Here is a 19,670-nt window from a genome sequence, read left to right on the forward strand (position 1 = left end):
TTAAGCGAGTTCATTGGAGACTTCTTTCTAGAATTAGGTTGGTAATTACATTCTATCAGAGAAGTCCAATGGACTTTTTTCATTTTCTAATCAGCGCAAGTGTTCAACTTCATTTTACAATTTACCAAAAGAAAAATGATAAAACTATTCATGACATAAGAACATGCCTTATCCATTATTCTTTTCGCAGAAAAGTTTTAAAAACGTAGGAATACTTATTTTGAGTGTCTGGACAGTGGTCTACCTGCCTAAGCAACTCAAACTTGCTGTAGTCTAGTGACGGCATTACCGTATCTGCTTTAAAAACTGCCCGAATTTCGGTCTTTTCCAGGCAATCTACCTGCTCTTTTAAGGTCTGAAAAATCGTGGCACCTCCAATTACACAAATCTGCTCGCTTTGGTGGTCACCCAACCAGTGGTTCAAGCTAGATAAAGATGAAATAACTGCAACTTGCTCATTGCCTGCATATCTTTGGGCTAGTTCGGCTTGCTTGGTCAAGACAATATGCTGGCGACCAGGAAGAACTCGGGGCAGACTCAAAAAGGTTTTGCGCCCCATTACAATTGGGTGCCCCATGGTCACTTCTTTAAAATGCCTCATATCTGCTGGCAGGTGCCAGGGCAAGTGGCCTGCCAGACCAATTTGATGTTTTAGATCTTCTGCCCATACATAGGTAATCATTCTGCCACCTCCAATCAATTATATCGCTCTTTGCTTTATGCTTGGACTAGTATGCCCAACTTCTAAGCAATTCTTGTTTTTTAGCCAGACCAGGCTTATTTAATCTTAATATGCTATAGTAATTAGGTGCAAAATACCGGTAGTGAGGAGAAATTAGAATGAACAAAAAAACTGATCAAGTTACCGAAGAAAAATATAATCAGATGAAGCAGACAGAAGCTGATCTAGTACGAAATTTACAGGCTGTCGTCAAAGACCCTGCTAAAGAGGCCAGCTTGAGTGATGCGATTTATTCTGATCACAAGACCTGGTTAAAGATAATTATGCCCAACTATTCTCATCAAATTCACTTAGGGATAGTAAAGGGCTATGAAAATGACGAGCGCTACCAGTCATATTATGACGACAAGGCTGGTAAGGGTGCAACTAAAGTCTTAATTAAAATTATCAAAGACCATCTCCAAAAATAAAAGGTGAAGTTTCCCTATCAACAGAGAAAACTCACCTTTTTATTTGTCACCTAGCGAAACCAATGAGGGGAATGGTCGCTAAAAGCCAGTTCATCTTGCTGAGATCCAGAATATATGTGAAAAACAGGGTCAAATCGGCCTCTTCTTGGACAAGGTCTGCCGCAACATCACTGGTGCAAGGAGCGTGGTGACAATGATGACACCGATTATAGTGGAGTAAGCAGAAGCTGCCAGCAAGTGATTTTGCAAACCGATTTGAGCAATTACTAACGCCATCTCGCCGCGCGAGACCATGCCTGAACCAACGACCAGTGCACTGGCGTTGGAATAGCCCGCAAACCGAGCACCCAGGCCTGCACCGAGCAGTTTAGACAGGATGCTGCCAGCAAGCAGCACGATAAATAAGACAGCATTAGGGATAATGCCAGTAAGCGTCATTTTTAGACCAATACTGGCAAAAAAGATTGGAATCAAGCTGCTATAGCCAATGACTGTAAAATTATGCTGCAATTTTTTTCTGGCGGACGTACGGCTGAGGGCCAGACCCACAAAAAAAGCTCCAATGACATTGCTCAATCCCGTTTTTTCTGCGCCCCAAGCAGCCAAAATAACAATAATCAGGCCAACCAAAGTCTCACTTGCAGGCAAGGACAAACGTTTTGCCAGATGCATCAATCTTGGAACTGCCCAAACGCTAAAGGCCCACAGTACTAGCAAATAGATTGCTTGAAATAAAAGCGTCACAGGCAATTGCTGGCTCTGACCGCTTCCCTCCGTAGCCACGCCAGCAAAACTGGAGGCCACGCTCAATAAGACAACTGCTAACAAGTCATCAACCACAGCAGCTCCAAGGATCGTCAACCCTTCCTTGCTTTCTAACTTGCCCATTTCCTGCAGTACAGCTACGGAAATTGAAACCGAAGTCGCAGCAAAGGTAAGACCCAATAAGAGACTTTCAAGCTGGGAAAAGCCAAAGCAAATTCCAGTAATATAAGCGGTGACAATCGGAACAATCATCCCCCAGACTGCCACTAGCAAACTGGGGCGCCAAAGTCTTTTTAAAGTATCTAAATCGCTTTCTAAACCGGCAAGAAACATTAATAAAATGACGCCAAAATCAGCTAGATTATTAATCAAACTGCTAGCTTGAATCCAATTCAAAATTGCTGGCCCAATCACTACTCCTGCCAATAATTCGCCAATAACAGCTGGTAGGCCGCAACGTGCACTAATTTGTCCGCCCACAAGCGTTGCCAGCAGAATTACCAAAATCATGCCCAAATCTTGCATTATTTCCAACTTTCTCAAACAAAAAGACTTCCAAAAATGCCTAGGCAACCCAAACCTAGATGCAATTCTTGAAAGTCATTGACTCCAACCAAAAATATTCTACTTGGTATTATATCATACTAAATTTTACTTGCCCAAATTATAAATCGTGCTCTTCTTTTTAAAAGGTGCAATGCAATTCAAAATATCTAAAAACAGAATTATTCTCTAGTACATTAAAAAATAAGACCGAAAATATTACCCTCTATTCAGTCAGCACCTTTCCTTCATGTGTGTAGCTAATGGCTGTAGGAATAAATTTAATAACTGCTTCTTTCGTGATATTTTTTAAGTTTTTACTGGTTACTCAATCTTTATATTATTTTACTATATGTTTTATAAATATAATATTTTATCGTTTATATTTGATATGATAATATATACATAAATAAGTTTAAAGGAGGTCTTTTTTTGGAAAACGAGAAAATATTGCCCTTGTTGATTGCCAATACGATGGCTTTCATCAAAATGGGCCATATTTCAATTAATGCACCTAATATCGTTAAAATACTTGCATTTTCAAGTGAAACTTAAAGTTAGTTTAAAAGACTAATTTAGACTGGCAAATATCCCTTTGTTATTTTAGATAACATTATTTACGCCAATTTTTATAATACAATGTATACTAGACCTTTGATCTCATTAACTGATAAGACTCTGATAAACAATCTTTATTAATGACTAATACCTTGTCATTAATGTTGCACGATCAAAGTTGCCCCCAAAATTTTTATATACTCACAAGATTACTGAATATAAAATAAACCCCTATAAAAATAACTAGCTAATCAAAGATCGCATATCGAAATAAATTGATATGCGATCTTTTTGTATTTTATTGCTTGCCATTAATTTAGTTAACTTACATTTTAGCCAAAAGCAGCCAATGTCTAAAGAGCCAATCGCCTTGAAGGGATGAATTAGCTAATATGTTATAAATAAGATCGACCAATAAGATTTATTATCAGGTATCGAGGAAACTTGATATGAAACCATTTGAAATAGTGAAAAGATTTGCTAAAAAAGCATCTGAAATTATAAAAGTCAATGCCAGAGCTGGTCAAAGACCATAGACAAAATAAGTTAAAAAATCCTTTATAATCATTGACAAGCTTAACCTAAAAAGACCTATTGCTAAATTCAATAGGTCTTTTTCGTACTTTGGCAAACATTTGGCGATCACCACAATTATAAACACTTATGTATCAATGGCTTATACCTCGAAATTAAGGAGAGTACAGGATTTGAACCTGCGCGCCAAGGAAAACTTGGTTCGCCGGATTTCGAGTCCGGTGCATTACCACTCTGCCAACTCTCCGCAACGCATACTATTATACCGTATTGACCCATTTTTTCAACCAAATTACTAATAAAAATAAAGCATCCCGCATCTTTTGTACGAGATACTTTAAAAGCAAATTTATCCAGCCAAATTTCCCTAATTAGCTCATGATTAACATAATTATGGGCACAACGATGACGAATAAAACTGACGCCGAAACGACAATGTTAGTCGCAAATTTAACGTCGCCATGATAAGTCGTTGCCAAGACTGGCAATACTGCAAACGTTGGCGTTGCTGCTTGAATTATTAGCGTCTTGTAGAATACGGGCACCATAGTCAGACCAACTTGAGCTCCAAGATAAATTAAAAGTGCAATTATGACTGGTGCTAAAACAAAGCGGCCAAGCAAGGTAACAACTACGGACCGATCAAAATTCATATTTTTCAGACCAAAACTACTAAGCATGATTCCAATATAAATCAATGATAGTGGTGTTACTAATGCTCCCACCTTTGACAAGGTCGTGGTAACAAAACTAACCAAGAGATGACTTTGCAGCCAAGGAATAAAAATAAAGGGAATAGCTACGATGAACCCCCAAAGTGGTGCTGGAACCAGGTGGTGCCAGTCCAGTTTGACCTTGTGGTCATCACTAGCCACCGTTGGATCATCGGCAGCAATAATCCAAACACCAACTGTCCACAACATAATCGTGTTGACGATATAGTACACCAGTAAGTAAGGAACAGATATTGTTCCAAACAGGGCTTCGTTGAGCGGCATGCCAATAAAGACCGTATTGGCAAAGTTCATGGCCGTGATCATTAGACCACGACGACCCTTAGGTATTTTCATTACTTTAACAATGAGCCAACTGATTACCAGTCCAATTGTAATACTCAAAATCGTATATAGTAATCCCAGCGATAACTTAGATAATTGTTCTGGCTTAAAGTGATCCATCATCGACATAAAAATTGACGCCGGCAAGGCCACTTGCATGATTATCTTAGATAGAGACTTGGAAAATTTCTCATCGAACCAACCCTTTTGGTTGGCAAAATAACCGATTGCAATCATGATCATAATTGCTAAAACGCTCTGGATCGACGTCCAAAATACTGCCATTTTCTTACCCCATTTCTGATTCAATTTTGAAAAAAGTTCATTAAATGCTTACGTGTTCAAGCCTTGGCAAATCCTTTTAAAGCAGCTAAGGCAAACAAGAGGACCGTTTTAAAGGTTTAATAGTATGCTCTCAACTTCTAGCAGCAATTTTAACTGTAACTAGTTTTTTGCTTCAATACTTGAAGATTTGAAATTTCCGGCTTCAAACTTCATTATGACATTTTTGTTTAAATATTGCAAATTATCAATTATTTTTTGAAACATTAAAAACATTTACAAAATAAAGCTTTAGCAAGCCGTTCTACTGATTTCTTAAAATTTACTCAAACATGGAGCCACTCCACTTATTTCCAAACTGCAATCTGCTAAAATATTGCTGTAAATATATTTAGGTCGGGAGGAAACATTGCTTATCAACATCTGGCTGGCAGCCTTGTCTGCCCTGGTCCTGCTGCTGCTAATTGCTAATATCAAAACTTCACGCCTCTTTAACCTGTTTGACCGCTGGTTGCATCACAAGTTAGTCCGCAGGCATAGTGGCTTTAGCTGGAAGATCATTGCCTTTATTAACGATCCCAAGCTACTCGTTGTTTGGGACGTTTTTCTGGCTAGCTTTTTAATTAATGAAGGGCAGAACTTCCTGGCCCTTTGGGTCTTATTTACCTTAGCCTTTGCCGATATAGTGGGTATTGGGCTTAAACGGTGGATGCATCGACAAAGGCCCTTAGAGCATTCTAGTCTAGAAGAAGGATACAGCTTTCCCAGCGGCCATGTGCTTGGAACGACCGTCATGGTCCTAATTGTTTGGCAAGTCTTTGCAACACGGGGCGGCAGCAGTTTGGCAGTTGCACTAGTTGCAATTTGGCTGCTGGTGGTTATCTCCCGCCTTAGCCTTAGAGCCCACTACCCCTCTGATATTCTCGGAGCCACGACTTTGGGCATCTTTTGCTTTAGCATTTCTCAGCAACTCTTTTCATTCATTATTTGAAAAGGCAGTTCTACTAGTTTCAATTCGCAATTACCAGTATGACTTAAATATTTCATTTCCTACTCCTCAAGCAGCTTCTGCTTGAGCTTTTTTGTGCCAAAAAGGACTGGCTCTGTCGACTGACAACAGCCAGTCCTTGATTAGCATACAAATATTTATATCTTTACTTACAGCAAGCTCATCATCTTACCTACGATATAAATGATCACACAAAGTGCCACAGTATACATTGCACAGTATGGCAGAGCCTTCTTCAAAAGGACGCCTTCCTTGCCATCTAGACCTGTGGCACCTGTTGCAATGGCAATGCTTTGCGGGGAAATCATTTTCCCAGCTGTGGCACCGGCCATGTTAGCAGCAGCCAGCCAGTATGGACTGACGCTAAGTGCATGTGCCGCTTGAGCTTGCAGCCCACCGAACAAGACATTGGCTGAGGTGTCACTACCGGTAATGAAGATGCCCAAAACACCAATAATTGGTGAGATTACTGGATAAAAAGGTCCAGTGATGGCAACAAGGCTCACAGCAATGGTGTCGATCATGCCACTGTAGCTCATTACCTTGGAAAGACCGACAATCGCACAAACAGTCACGATGGTCTTACTCAGTTGCTTGATTGTGCTGCCTAAAATAGAAAACATTTTACGCAAGGACAGCCCCTGAACAGCTCCGCCGATAAAACTCGATAATAAAATCAGTGTACCTGGAGAAGTCAACCAGTCAATATCTACCGGCTTAGGATTGGCGCCTGTATAGAAGTGGAAACTGGTTTTAACTCCGGCCAGCGTATTTTTAATAGCTGGAAACAAGGATGAGCTGGCAATAATTAAAACGAATAACAGGATAAAAGGAAACCAGGCTTTGACCTTGTCGCTAGTAGATTTGCTGGCGGCATCGTCTGTTTTTGCTTCTTTTTTGTTGTACATCTTGGTGACGAGAACCAGAGAGATCAGACAGACAATGGAACCCACGATTGATGGTAGTTCTGGCCCCATGTACTTGGTAATAAATACTTGCGGAACAGCAAAGGTCAAACCTGCAAGCAGTGTCGCAGGCAGTACTCCGTTGCCCTTGAATGATTTCATCCCCTTGCCACCAGTCAAGTAGACTAGGACAAAAGGAATAATAATAATCAACAGAAACAACTGGATGGAAACAAAGAAACCCAGTTGATTAGCTCTAAGACCAGTAACTTTGGCCAAGGTTGTAATTGGCAGACCAATTGCACCGAAGGCAGTTGGGGCCGTATTGGCAATTAAGCAGATAACTGCAGCCTTTATTGGTTCCATTCCTAGCATAATTAAAATACTGGCAGGAATAGCTACAGCTGTGCCAAAGCCAGCAACGGCTTCCAAAAAGCCACCCAAGGCCCAAGCCAGTATCAGGACCAATATTCTCATATCCTTAGTGATGGACGTCAACATTGACATAATTGTATCCATGCCACCAGATTTTCGACTGATGTTGTAAATAAAAACTGCAGATACAATAACGTAAATAATAGGCCATATTGCCATCATTATCCCGTCTAAGCCAGCCGTTAGACTGTCTGGGATGGAAAAGCCAAACCCCACGATGCTCAGTATAATTGCTCCCACAAAGCCAATCACACACGCGAGATCCCCGCGAACGTGAAAAACACCCAGGGATAAAATCAACCAGATGATCGGAATGATAGCGATCACTGTCTTAAATAAATCCATTTTACTATCCTCCAACAAAATTTACTCAATACAACTAACATACTCCCACTGCTTTTTGGGCAAAGAACACCTAAAATTGTACTAGCTGCATTTCAGATTTACCGGCTATCAATCTAACCGCTTACATTATAACATGCTGATTGCTTCAATCAAAGATAAAATTAATATCCTAAAAGTTAAAGTATAATGATATTTATCACAAGCACAATCCAATTTCTTTGCTATAATTGGAAATATTTTCAGGTATGTAGCAATTTTCACTAACTAATTAGCACTTAATCGTTTATCTTAGTATTTATATTTTACATTAATTAAATAAGCAAAATAATTATACAAGCAGATTTTGAAGGGCAATATTGAGTTAGAAACCTTTACTGACAGCCTTTACTTTAAACAATACAAAAGGGCAAGCTTTCAATCCAAAGTTGAAAACTTGCCCTCTATTATAATTTGTTGCTAACGTATATCTTTTCGTTTGAGAAATTATTACAATTAAAATTTATTCATTAATGTCTTTAGCAGTCATCATAACCAATCATCAAACTGCCCTCTTCTGCATAAAAGGTGCAAAGTCCCCGCTCTGGTCGAATAAGCACTTCGGCTTGGGGAAACTGCGCAATAATCTTTTCTCGTAGAGTCATGGCATCTTTTTCGTTGTTACATTGGTCAATGATAACCCGGCCACCTTGATATTTCATCTGCGCCATTAATTTTTGCACTTCTTTGAGTGCCCGCTTCATGCCTCTAGCCTTGGCAATTGGCTCTAGTTTGCCTTCATTGCTTGCTGTACCCACCACATCAATTTTTAATGCTTTGGCTACTTTGGCAACAGCCATATTGACGCGACCATTTAGGGCAAGGTTATGCAGTGATTGCAGCACAACCAATAAGTGGGTATGTGTCTTGTATTCAGAAATCTTCTGTTCCAAATCGACAAAACGCAGATTGCTGGCTAAGAGCCGCTTAATTTCGCTTAAGATGATGGACATTTCAGGACCAGCCGAGCGCGAGTCCACCACAATTATGTGGCTGCCTGGATGATCTTGCTCGTAAATCTGCTTGGCCTGAAAGGCCGATGAAAAACTGCCACTCAAGCCACTAGTAATAGTCAATATAATTGCGCGCTTGCTGCCTTCTAAGGCCTTAAGCCAAGCATCAATACTGGGACATGACGTCTTGCCTTCTTCGGTATTTTGGGCCATGCTGGCAATAAAATCTGCCATATCCAAATTTTCATCATCAATAAAGTCTCGACCTGCAAGTGAAATGGTCAATGGTACAACTGTCAGGGCTGCATTAGACTCTTCATTTGCTCCAGAATCAATAATTAATTTTACTTCTTCCATATTGTGCAACATCCTATCATAGTATAATCTAATTAATTTCAAAAATGTATAGCTTAATCATAAAGCAATTTGCCCGAAAAAGCGACTAAAATTTTTAAAGTTTTTTTACAAATAGAAACCGTTTACAAATGTTTACATAATCACAAACTTGGGATAGAATTTAATCTGTAGAGCTGGAGCATATGCTCCACTTAATGTGTGTGCTAAACTTTTAGCACAGCATTTATTATTTAGGAGGTTTTTAGATGTTAAAATCAGTCATTGAAAATGTTCATGCACTGGAAATCTATGATTCACGTGGCAACCCAACTGTAGAGGCTTTTGTTACTCTTTCAAATGGTGTTGTTGGTAAGGCTGAAGTTCCATCTGGTGCTTCAACTGGTGAAAACGAGGCGGTTGAATTACGTGACGGCGGCAAACGTGTTGGCGGCAAGGGCGTATCCAAGGCCGTTGCTAATGTTAACACCAAAATTGCCAAGGCCTTAAAGGGCTTAGATCCTCATGATCAAGCCAATATTGACCGGGTAATGATCGAATTAGACGGTACCCCTAACAAGGCTAAGCTTGGCGCCAACGCTATTTTAGGTGTCTCAATGGCTACAGCAGCTGCTGCTGCCCAAGACAGCCACCAACCTTTGTACCGGTACTTAGGCGGAACTGACCTGGAAATGCCACAAACTTTCCACAACGTAATCAATGGTGGTGAGCACGCTGACAACGGCATTGACGTTCAAGAGTTCATGATTACTCCTGTTAAGAAGACCTCATTCCGCGACGGCTTTGAGAAGATTGTTAACACCTACCACACCTTGAAGAAGGTTTTGGAAGACATGGGTTACGAAACCGGCTTAGGCGATGAAGGTGGTTTTGCACCTAACATGAAGAACTCAGAAGAAGCTTTAAAGGCCCTTCATGAAGCTATCGTTAAAGCTGGTTACAAGCCAGGCGAAGACATTGCTATTGCCTGTGACTGTGCTGCTTCATACTTCTACAACAAGGAAGATGGCAAGTATCACTTCGAAGGCAAGGTCTTTGACGATGACCAATTGGCTGACTACTACGACAAGTTGCTCAAGGAATTCCCTGAATTAATTTCCATCGAAGACCCATACGACGAAAACGACGTAGATGGTATGATTAAGTTCACTGAAACCCACAAAGACAGAATTCAAATTGTTTTGGATGACTTCATTTGTACCAATCCTAAGCTTTTGACTAAGGCTATTAAAGAAGGTGCAGGCAACGCTTCATTAATTAAGCTGAACCAAATCGGCACAGTTACGGAAACTTTGGAAACCATCCGTCTTTCACGCAAGAACGGCTACAATACGATGATTTCGCACCGTTCAGGTGAAACTGGTGACACCTTTATTGCTGACTTTGCTGTAGCAATCAATGGTGGTCAACTTAAGACTGGTGCTCCTGCTCGTTCAGAACGGGTTGAGAAGTACAATCGTCTGCTTGAAATCGAAGAAGAACTTGGTGCTGGCGAACGTTTAGCTACCTTCCCAGACAGCGTTGACAAAGATTAATTAATAATAATTCATCTTGTTTAAAGGGCTTGCGAAGTTGCAAGCCCTTTTTGTTATTCTTGATTTTAAAACCAACACTATTTGGCAACTAGAATCATATTTATTCATTTATTTTTACAAGTAAAAATACGGTTCTAGATTTAGATATAAGCATAATCTAGTGGAAGGTATGCTTGTTTATAATAAATCATAATATACTGTTTCACTTATTATAGTTATATACTTGTTTAAAAAGTAAAGAATTCTTTGCCATTTACTAATATTACCTTGCACACTTCTTACAATATTGAATAAAGTTTGCTTTCTGGCTATAAATGAACTTTTTAAATAAATTTAAGTTCTGTTTTACCAAGTTAAACTAAAAATAGGTGTATTGGCTTATCGCAATTACTAGTAAATCAAGCACAATTATGCTAATTTAGATAAAGAGTTTATTAACTAAGGAAGGAAAATTATGTCTGAAAAATTTACCGGCTTGAGCCAAGCCGAAGCAGATAAACTTCTTGCCCAAAAGGGATTCAATGAAGTTCCTGAACCAGAATTCAACTTTTTTAAAGAATTTCTGTCAAAGTTATGGAATCTATCGGCCTGGATCCTAGAAGCCGCCTTGCTGCTAGAATGCATCTTGGGCAAGTGGATTCAATCATTGTTTGTATTGCTAATGCTTTTGTTTGCTGCCTGGAATGGTGCCTCCAAGAAAAAGCAATCTCGGCGTGTTTTGAACAATATTTCTCACAAGTTGACCCCAACGGTTTCCGTTGAACGTGACGGCAAGTGGCAGAATATTGATTCAAAATACTTGGTACCTGGCGACCTAATCAGTATCCAGCCTGGCGATGTCCTGGCTGCTGACATTAAACTTGTTGATGGCCAAATTTCAACAGATGAAAGTTCAATCACTGGCGAAGCCAAAACAGTCCGCAAGAACCCTGAAGATGCAGCCTATGCTGGTACGACCGTCATGGAAGGCAGCGGTCTTGCACAAGTCATCGCTACTGGTCCTGATTCTCGTTCAGGCAAGACTATCAACTTGATTAATAATTCAGCTGCTCCCGGTCACCTGCAGCAGCTTCTGACCAAGATTATTTACTACCTGTGCATCCTGGACGGTATTTTAACCTTAGTAATTGTGATTGCCTCCTTCTTTAAAGGCGGTAAAGGCGGTGATCTTAAAAACTTAGTCAACATGTTGCCCTTCTTGGCTATGATGTTTATTGCTTCCATTCCAGTTGCAATGCCATCCACTTTTGCCCTTTCCAACTCCTTTGAAGCAACCAGGTTGAGCAAGGAGGGAGTCTTGACGTCTGACTTGACGGGCATTCAGGATGCTGCCAATTTGAACCTGCTTTTGCTCGATAAGACCGGTACAATCACAGAAAACAAAACCGCGGTAGCGAACTGGACTAACTTCAGTCAACTCGAAAACAAGCAGGTTTTGGAATTGGCATCGGCTGCCACTGACCAAAGAAACACAAAGATTATTGATGAAGCAATTGCCGACTACGTTACCAGTCTTGGATTGACGGTAAAAAAGGCAAGTAGTTTTACCCCCTTTACTTCGGATACCGGCTACTCAATGGCCACAATTGATGACCACAACGTCAAATTGGGCTCTTTCAAGCAGCTTTCTCAGATTGATCCTGCAGCCGAGAGCAAGGTCAAAGAAATTGACTTTGGTGCTGGCCGCTCTGTCGCTCTCTTAATCGATGACCAGCTTGCCGGCGTCTTTATTTTGCAAGACCGCGTGCGTCCAGATTCTAAGGCCGCTTTAGCTGAACTTAAGAAACGGGGCGTCTTGCCTATTATGCTGACAGGCGACAACCAAAAAACAGCTGCTGCTGTTGCCAAACAGGTCGATCTGCCTGGCCAAGTGATTTCTATTCATGACTTTAATGAAGATACTGACACCAGCAAGCTGGCCGGAATCGCTGATGTTTTGCCAGAAGACAAGTTGCGCATGGTCAAGTTCTTCCAGCAAAAAGGCTACATCGTGGGCATGACTGGTGATGGAGTTAACGATTCCCCTGCCCTAAAGCAAGCAGAAGTCGGCATTGCCGTTTCCAACGCAGCGGACGTAGCTAAGCGGTCAGGCAAAATGGTCCTGTTAAACGATGGCTTGACTTCGATTGTCAAAATTTTAGATGCAGGTCACCGGGTATACCAGCGCATGACCACCTGGTCACTGACCAAGCTGGCTAGAACGGCCCAGCTAACAATGATTCTCACCTTTGGCTACTTGTTCTTCGACTATATTCCCATGGCCTTAAACGCAATGGTAATCTACACCATCATGAATAATATGGTCACGATGATGATCGGAACCGACAGTGCACAGATTACCTATAAGCCGGAAAACTGGAACATGGCCAAGCTGGCTAAAATTGCTTTTTCACTGGCCGCTGGCTGGACCATTATCGGCATCGCCGCGATTGCCTACCTGAATACACACGGGTGGTCACACGGCACAATCTCGACCATGGTCTACGTCTTCCTCGTTTTGAGCGCGATGTTCATTATTTTGATTACCAGAACCAAGCGCTACTTCTGGCAGGACTACCCTTCCAAGGCCGTAGCCCTGACCCAGCTGGGCGACGTCATCCTCACGGTGATTCTGTCCCTTCTGGGCATTGCAATGACCAAGATTAGCGTGGGCAATCTATTGTTGGTCTTTGTTGTGGCACTGATTGCAGCCGTGGTTATCGACTTGTTCTACCAGCCGATCATGAAGAACAGATAAAATAAAAACGTTCAATATGCTGATTGATACGACCTCCGAAATTAAGACAATTTCGCGGGTCGTATTTTTATGTCTAAATTATCTATACGGGACAAAGTTGAAACCCTTCGTCTTTGGCAAACCCATCAGGTTGGTTCCACATAATTAAGTCAACGCTACGGCGTTAATCGAACTAATACTAATTATTTGCTTGCCTTCATTTGATTTTGCGTAGAAAAGAGGACGCCCCCAATATTCAATCGGGGGTCGTCCTCAGCTAAAATTATTAAACTGTCCTAATTTTGCCTACGACTTCTTTGATTTGTGGCAAAATGGCTTACTATCATTTTGCAGCATCAATCTTTTATACGACTTCCCAACAGAAAATACGGATAAGACCACGCATCCTAGCAAAATCAGCAATGCCAGTACACCTTCCCAATTATTAGCGGTTTTAGTAATTAACCGGAGCGGCATAATAAACGATGAAAATCCCGGTATAAAAGATAAAAGAACCATAAATGGATTTTTGAGTGCACTATTAAATGCTAATCCGATAAAAAAGATGATAAATAAGAGATATGTAACTGGTTGTGCAGCTTTTGAGGCATCTTCTGCTCGTTTGACCACGGCTCCACAATAAGCCGCCAAAACCATGAACAGAATTATTCCCAACAGAATAAACAAAAATGCAGTTCCTGATAAGCTTTGCATAATTGCATCAATGTTGGTTAATAAATTAATTTGGGCCATAAAAGAGCTTGCTTGCGGGATATGCCTAACTGCCTCTAATCCGCTAACTCCAAGAACTAAATAAATTAACAATTGCAAAACAACCAGACCCAAAATACCCGTGATTTTCCCCGCAAAATACTTAAGGGCTGAAATACTTGAAAAAATAACCTCGATCACCTTAGTTCCCTTGTCAGCAGCAACTTCTTGAGCAGTGATATTAGAATAAGTAGAAACGGTAATAAACATAATCACGAACATAATTGATATAGCTGCATAGGAATTGTCAGCGGGTCTGGCCGCTATTTCCCGCAAGTGCTCAGTGATTACTGGAGTTTGCTTCGACTGTGAAACCCGTGATTTTAATTTAGAATCTTGCTCATCTTGAAGACGTTTCAGATAGTTTAGCAATCTCTTTTTAAAATTCAGATCAATTTTCTTGGTACCAAAGTAATTGACTTGAACTTGCCCGCCTTTAACTTCGATATCAACATAGCCGTCAACGTCATCATTTTGCAGACTTTTCTTGGCAGACGAAACCGTATCAATGCTGTCATCAACATAGTCCTTAACATTTGCTTTTGCAATAGGTCTGCTTACATTTGGGTTATTGCTAACGACAGCATAAGTGTCACCCATTCTATTATTAAGGACGTATTCGGTCCCAATTGTAATAGCCAAGATAATAAGTGGTCCTAAAATCACCATTACGAAAGACCATGATCTTGCTTGTTTACAAAACGTATGCCAAGCCACAATAGCAAATTTACGCATCCTTCTCGCCCGCTTTCATCCGAAAAATTTCATTTAAAGTTGGTGCCTGCTGCTGATATTCTTCAATATACTGGCCCTTTGTCAGAGCCGCAAAAACTTCTGGACCGTTCTTTTCATCGTCTATCCGCAATAAGTAGCGATTATTTTTTCTCTCCTCCACGGTTTGAACGTGTGGCAATTGAATTAATTCTGCCAGCGGTTTAACTGTTTTGACAAGAATCTCGGTTTTAGAAAATGAATTGCGGACTTCCTCAATTGGACCATTTAAAACGATCTGACCCTTTCTCAGCATTAAAAGCGAATCGCAAATTTCCTCAACGTTTGTCATATCGTGACTTGAATAAATAATGACCGCACCGTTATTTTTGGCGTCCAGAATTGCTTTTTTTAATAATTCCGCATTAATCGGATCAAGCCCACTAAACGGTTCGTCCAAAATAATTAATTTTGGTTGATGAATCAAGGTACAGATCAGCTGAACTTTTTGCTGATTTCCCTTAGATAAAATTTTTATTTTGGCGGATTTATTGCCATTAACCTCAAAGCGACTAAGCCAGGCATCGATTTTGCTTAAAACATCTTGTTTTTTCATCCCTTTCAGTTGCGCAAAATAAACAATTTGGTCTTGAAGCGTCAACTTTTGCATCAGGCTTCGTTCTTCGGGCAAATAACCGATTTGGTCAAAACGGTCTTCATTTATCTCTTTATTTTCCCAGGAAATGTTGCCAGCATAGCTAATAAAGTTCAAAATGCTATGAAAAGTTGTAGTTTTGCCAGCACCGTTTTGTCCAATTAAGCCTAAAATTTTACCAGGCTCAGCCGTAAAACCAATATTGTCCAATGCAATCTTGTCACCAAACTTTTTACTAAGATGTTCAATTTTTAGCATATCAAACCGCCTTTTTAATTCCTTCTAAATAATTGGTTTATAAAATAAACTAATGAATTTTCTTTTTTAATTAATAGTGATGCATCGCCCTTCATACCATAGCGAATCATTTTAGCCTGTTTAGCCAATAATTTAGTTTGAGCCTCAACTAAATAAAAATTTTTATTTCTTATAGTAACAGGCTTTGTTCCCACTGTATTGATCCTCCCAGAAATAGCAGTTGTTAATGATTCGCTTTGTTTAACAGTTAATATCATTTTTTGCCCTCTTTTTACTATGTTAATATTATTACTTGGTACATAAGCTATGATTCTAACATTCTTGTTTACCCCCAACTTAGGATAAATTTTTATGATTTCATTTATTTGCTTAGCTTTTTTTAAAAAATCAACATGAACTAATCCAGACCGCTTTGCTTTCATCTTTACTATTCTATTTTTAGGCTTTTCACACAAAGCTAATACCTGCCCTTGTTTTACCTTTTGACCTTCAAAATAGTATTTCTGCTTAGGCTTTAATCCAATATCCATTTTGATTGTTTCAACTGCACTAATAGGTTCGATCTGCCCTTTCAATTTTAATACTGACTCATGTGGCGAAAATAAAAACAAAAACAATAGTATAAGTAATAAAATTATACTTGGGAAAATAATTATTATAGAAAAATTATTAAAATTTTTATTATAATACTGACTGCTTTCTAGTTCATATTTATCCATCTAACTCACCCGTTGCATTTAAAAGACTATGGTATTCACCTTTTTTGGTCAATAATTCCCGATGGGTACCCTTTTCAACTATTCTTCCTTTTTTTAAAACTATAATATTATTAGTTTTCCTAGCAATCGATAAACGGTGAGCGATAAAAATTACAGTTTTGTGAACTTTAAGTAGTTCATTCACCAAATTTGCTTCAGTCAGAGCATCTAAATTACTTGTCGACTCATCAAAAATTAGCACTTCTGCTGGCGAAAGGAGAGCTCGCGCAATAGTCAAACGCTGTTTTTGGCCGCCTGACAGCCCAGCACCATTTTCATCTATTCTTGTATGATATTGCAGTGGCATAGACTCAATATCATTTTTTATTTGTGCGATTCGACAAGCTTCACTAATGTCTAGATCATTGATATCAGGTCTATTCCCAAATTGTAAATTCTCAAGAATTGTTCCAGAAAAAATAAATGGCTCTTGAGGAATATAGATAATGTATTGACGCAAAGCTTTTTTATCAATCTCAGTAATATTTTTTTTATTAATTAATATGGTACCTTCGGTAATATCGTAAAAATTAACTAATAATTTAACTAAAGTTGACTTTCCAGAGCCACTCATTCCCACAATAGCAAGCTTGTCATGTTTTTTTATCGTTAAATTGATATTATTTAATACCTCATTACCATAATCGTAACTATAGCTAACTTTTTTAAAAATTATCTGTTCTTTTTTGGTTGTTTCTCTTGTAATTGGTCTTTTCTCTGAGAATTCAGATTTTACTTGCAGAATTTCATTCAAACGATCATTAGCTACTTGTGCAGTTTTTATTTTTGGCTGTAGCTCAACAATATTTTGCAAAGGATTAGTAAAATAAGTAAGCAAAGCATTGAAAGCCATTAATTGCCCAACTGTTATCACTTGCCTTACTACTAAATTTGAACCTAACCATAACACAAAGATATTAAGGCTTAGTTGTAAAACCAGCTTTAATCCTTGTTGCAATTGATTTACCTTTGTATATTTTAAATTATTTTTTAATAAATCAACAAATTCATGATCAATCTTTCGATAACTTTTCTTTTCATTTGATAATGATTTAATTGTTTCTATTCCATGCAAGTCTTCAATAATAGATGAATCAAGTTTAGCACCACTTTCCATTTGCTTCTTCTCAAGATTAGAAAAAGGTTTATTAAAAGCAATAATAATGATTATATAAATTGGAATAGCACTTAAAGTAATTAAAAATAAAGTGCTGTTTTGAAGAATTAATACAATTGTCATTATGAGAGCAATTGTTAAGTCCAAACCTATTGACATAATTGAGCTTGCCAAAGCATCAATTATATTACTGGCATCATCAAATCGTGAAACAATGTCGCCTGTCTTTCTAGTTGAAAAAAAGGACATTGGTAATTCAAAAATGTGGTGTATATAACCTAAAATAATGTCAATTGATAGTCTTTGACTTAAAATAGTCAACATAAGATTTTCAGCATAGGTATAAATTGCCTCAAAAATATAAGCAATAGCTAAACCAATCGATATCATTGATAATGTATTAACCATATTATTTGGAATGTAGACATCAATTAATACTTGAAGAAAATAGGAACCCGCAATACTAATTATGGTTACTAAAAAGGCTGCTAATATAATATTTATAAGCAGTTTTTTTTGCTTAAAAATCACCGGTAAGAACTGTAATAAAGATTTATCTTGTTTATCATTAATAGGGTGGTATTGGGAACTTGGAATAAAGAATAGAGCAATTCCTGTCCATTCTCGTTCAAAGTAATTATAAGACATTTTTTTAATGCCAATATCTGGATCAGGATCAGCAATTAGTATTGTTTTCCTATCAGCTTTTAAAACAACATAATAATGTTCTAAATTTTGTTCTTTTATTACATGAACTATGAATGGAAATGTGATATTGCTCATACGGAAAAGATCCATATTTGCACGAACAGCCTGAACATTAATTTTGAAATGTTCGGCCGCCTTTTTAATACCTAAAGCGGTAGTGCCTTCATTAGTGGTTTTGGTATATTGACGTAACGAAGCAAGAGAAAGACGTGAACCATAGTTCCTCAGTATCATTGAAAGAGCAGCAACACCGCAGTCCTCCTCATCAACTTGGGCTACGTAAATCTTTTTGGGTTTCATTGAGTTATCCAAACTAAAAATTAATTAAACTTAATATTTATATTTAGTCAAGGTCATTAATCTTTGTAGACTAGTATCTGAACCAACATATTGATGTATAAGTTCACCTCTCTTAATTAAACTGACGGTCGGTGTTCCCTGTAATTTAACTATATCATTTATGACATGAAGAAATTCTGGAGTTAGATCTTTCGTTGAAAGGTCACTAAGATTCAGATAATAGAGTGGTATAGCAGTTGATGATGTAAATTCTTTCAAGGTTCGTGAAAAAGCCCGACAATACCTACATTCAGGGAAACCAATCATTAACGCTATAGTTTTATTCGCTTGAACCATATTCACTAATTGATTGGGGGTGATTTTGTGTGTACCGGACATATTTTGATAATATTCTTCTACCGAAATATTAGGCAGTTCTTGCTCAACACCTTCTTTGTGATATTTTGTATCAAAGTCTGGTTTTTCTTCCTCAAGAATTTTTATTGAGTCTTTTTTAATAAATACTTCAGTAAATTCGGATTTTATATTACTAGCATAAACATTTTTTGTAGCAAGGTTTATATTTAAAAAAAATCCCAAACTAACTACGGCAAATAATCCGATTATATAATTATTTTTCTTTTTCATTATTAAAATAAAACTCCTTTGATAAAAAATAAAGGTCTTGATTTCAATTATCAAGGCCTTTATGTATTAATAACTACTAACAGTGCGCAGCGCTATTAGCTCCACCAATTTTGCACCAGCTGCCGCAGTCCAAGGAGACCCACCTATTAAGCCAGTCGCTGCGCCAGCAAGTGCACCACTAATTATACTAGCCCCGCATGCTAAAGCATTATTACGTTTACTTTTTGACTTTTTCCCACCACTGATAGACTTTAATTCATTGTCTTCAATAATGAGTGTTACTTCATTATTTGTCATCATTAAAAATAATAACTTTAAAAATAATAATATTATTATAATCAACTATAATAAACATTGGTTAACCAAATATAGTTGATACACATATTAACATTTGGTTTTTGAATTTGACAAGCTAACTTTATAAGACATTGATTTAATAGGAAAGCTAAACTTTTAAGACCGAAAATTGCAATTTTAAGTTGAACACCCTACTTGATCTGATAGATGCAATCTAATCTTCTTTCATATAATTCATCGGGTGTGTGGTAGGCTAAGATCTTGCGGGGCAGGTTATTGCACCATTCC

16 protein-coding genes and 1 tRNA gene are annotated in these 19,670 nt (G+C 38.4%); 5 read left to right on the forward strand and 12 right to left on the reverse strand.

What is annotated here, in order from left to right; translation table 11 throughout:
* Window positions 1-175: 175 nt before the first annotated feature.
* Window positions 176-682 carry a dihydrofolate reductase gene (locus AC2JF7_RS08575; protein WP_500728280.1) on the reverse strand — a complete coding sequence of 169 codons (507 nt, stop codon included), beginning with the start codon at window positions 680-682 and terminating at the stop codon, window positions 176-178.
* A gap of 158 nt (window positions 683-840) precedes the next feature.
* On the opposite strand from AC2JF7_RS08575, the gene AC2JF7_RS08580 reads away from it, so the two are divergent.
* Window positions 841-1,152, forward strand: coding sequence for a TipAS antibiotic-recognition domain-containing protein (locus tag AC2JF7_RS08580; protein ID WP_500728281.1), 312 nt, complete (start codon window positions 841-843; stop codon window positions 1,150-1,152).
* A gap of 129 nt (window positions 1,153-1,281) precedes the next feature.
* On the opposite strand, the gene AC2JF7_RS08585 is transcribed toward AC2JF7_RS08580, so the two are convergent.
* Window positions 1,282-2,442 (reverse strand): cation:proton antiporter, encoded by a 1,161-nt coding sequence (locus tag AC2JF7_RS08585; RefSeq protein ID WP_500728295.1) that lies wholly within the window; start codon window positions 2,440-2,442, stop codon window positions 1,282-1,284.
* 450 nt (window positions 2,443-2,892) lie between these two features.
* Here AC2JF7_RS08585 and AC2JF7_RS08590 point away from each other — a divergent pair, with 450 nt between their 5' ends.
* A complete protein-coding gene (locus tag AC2JF7_RS08590) occupies window positions 2,893-3,015 on the forward strand; it encodes a hypothetical protein (RefSeq protein ID WP_500728282.1) in 123 nt (40 codons plus the stop codon).
* A 695-nt stretch (window positions 3,016-3,710) separates the two neighbouring features.
* Here AC2JF7_RS08590 and AC2JF7_RS08595 read toward each other — a convergent pair.
* Window positions 3,711-3,799: transfer RNA gene (locus AC2JF7_RS08595), tRNA-Ser, on the reverse strand.
* A gap of 124 nt (window positions 3,800-3,923) precedes the next feature.
* Window positions 3,924-4,895, reverse strand: a complete 972-nt coding sequence (locus AC2JF7_RS08600; protein ID WP_500728283.1) for an AEC family transporter — start codon at window positions 4,893-4,895, stop codon at window positions 3,924-3,926.
* A gap of 412 nt (window positions 4,896-5,307) precedes the next feature.
* Here AC2JF7_RS08600 and AC2JF7_RS08605 point away from each other — a divergent pair, with 412 nt between their 5' ends.
* Entirely contained in the window at window positions 5,308-5,883 is a 576-nt protein-coding gene (locus tag AC2JF7_RS08605) for a phosphatase PAP2 family protein (RefSeq protein WP_500728296.1), read from the forward strand.
* Window positions 5,884-6,050: 167 nt separating this feature from the next.
* On the opposite strand, the gene AC2JF7_RS08610 is transcribed toward AC2JF7_RS08605, so the two are convergent.
* Window positions 6,051-7,586: an L-lactate permease gene (locus AC2JF7_RS08610; protein ID WP_500728284.1), complete on the reverse strand. Its 1,536-nt coding sequence runs from the start codon at window positions 7,584-7,586 to the stop codon at window positions 6,051-6,053.
* 515 nt (window positions 7,587-8,101) lie between these two features.
* Window positions 8,102-8,932: a DegV family protein gene (locus tag AC2JF7_RS08615; protein ID WP_500728285.1), complete on the reverse strand. Its 831-nt coding sequence runs from the start codon at window positions 8,930-8,932 to the stop codon at window positions 8,102-8,104.
* Between the two features lie 245 nt (window positions 8,933-9,177).
* Here AC2JF7_RS08615 and eno point away from each other — a divergent pair, with 245 nt between their 5' ends.
* Window positions 9,178-10,464 carry a phosphopyruvate hydratase gene (eno, locus tag AC2JF7_RS08620; protein ID WP_500728287.1) on the forward strand — a complete coding sequence of 429 codons (1,287 nt, stop codon included), beginning with the start codon at window positions 9,178-9,180 and terminating at the stop codon, window positions 10,462-10,464.
* Window positions 10,465-10,918: 454 nt separating this feature from the next.
* A complete protein-coding gene (locus AC2JF7_RS08625) occupies window positions 10,919-13,201 on the forward strand; it encodes an HAD-IC family P-type ATPase (RefSeq protein ID WP_500728288.1) in 2,283 nt (760 codons plus the stop codon).
* 285 nt (window positions 13,202-13,486) lie between these two features.
* Here the strand turns inward: AC2JF7_RS08625 and AC2JF7_RS08630 are convergent, their stop codons facing one another.
* The 6 genes from AC2JF7_RS08630 to AC2JF7_RS08655 form a co-directional block, all read right to left on the reverse strand.
* Window positions 13,487-14,620: an ABC transporter permease gene (locus AC2JF7_RS08630; RefSeq protein WP_500728289.1), complete on the reverse strand. Its 1,134-nt coding sequence runs from the start codon at window positions 14,618-14,620 to the stop codon at window positions 13,487-13,489.
* A 58-nt stretch (window positions 14,621-14,678) separates the two neighbouring features.
* Window positions 14,679-15,575: an ABC transporter ATP-binding protein gene (locus tag AC2JF7_RS08635; RefSeq protein ID WP_500728290.1), complete on the reverse strand. Its 897-nt coding sequence runs from the start codon at window positions 15,573-15,575 to the stop codon at window positions 14,679-14,681.
* Between the two features lie 14 nt (window positions 15,576-15,589).
* A complete protein-coding gene (locus tag AC2JF7_RS08640) occupies window positions 15,590-16,294 on the reverse strand; it encodes a hypothetical protein (protein ID WP_500728291.1) in 705 nt (234 codons plus the stop codon).
* Window positions 16,287-18,458 carry a peptide cleavage/export ABC transporter gene (locus AC2JF7_RS08645; RefSeq protein ID WP_500728292.1) on the reverse strand — a complete coding sequence of 724 codons (2,172 nt, stop codon included), beginning with the start codon at window positions 18,456-18,458 and terminating at the stop codon, window positions 16,287-16,289. The genes AC2JF7_RS08640 and AC2JF7_RS08645 overlap by 8 nt, the downstream gene beginning before the upstream one ends.
* A 30-nt stretch (window positions 18,459-18,488) precedes the next feature.
* Window positions 18,489-19,085, reverse strand: a complete 597-nt coding sequence (locus tag AC2JF7_RS08650) for a PedC/BrcD family bacteriocin maturation disulfide isomerase (RefSeq protein WP_500728293.1) — start codon at window positions 19,083-19,085, stop codon at window positions 18,489-18,491.
* Between the two features lie 66 nt (window positions 19,086-19,151).
* Window positions 19,152-19,427, reverse strand: a complete 276-nt coding sequence (locus AC2JF7_RS08655; protein WP_500728294.1) for a Blp family class II bacteriocin — start codon at window positions 19,425-19,427, stop codon at window positions 19,152-19,154.
* Window positions 19,428-19,670: the final 243 nt, after the last annotated feature.

It is taken from the genome of Lactobacillus sp. XV31L (assembly GCF_059900865.1).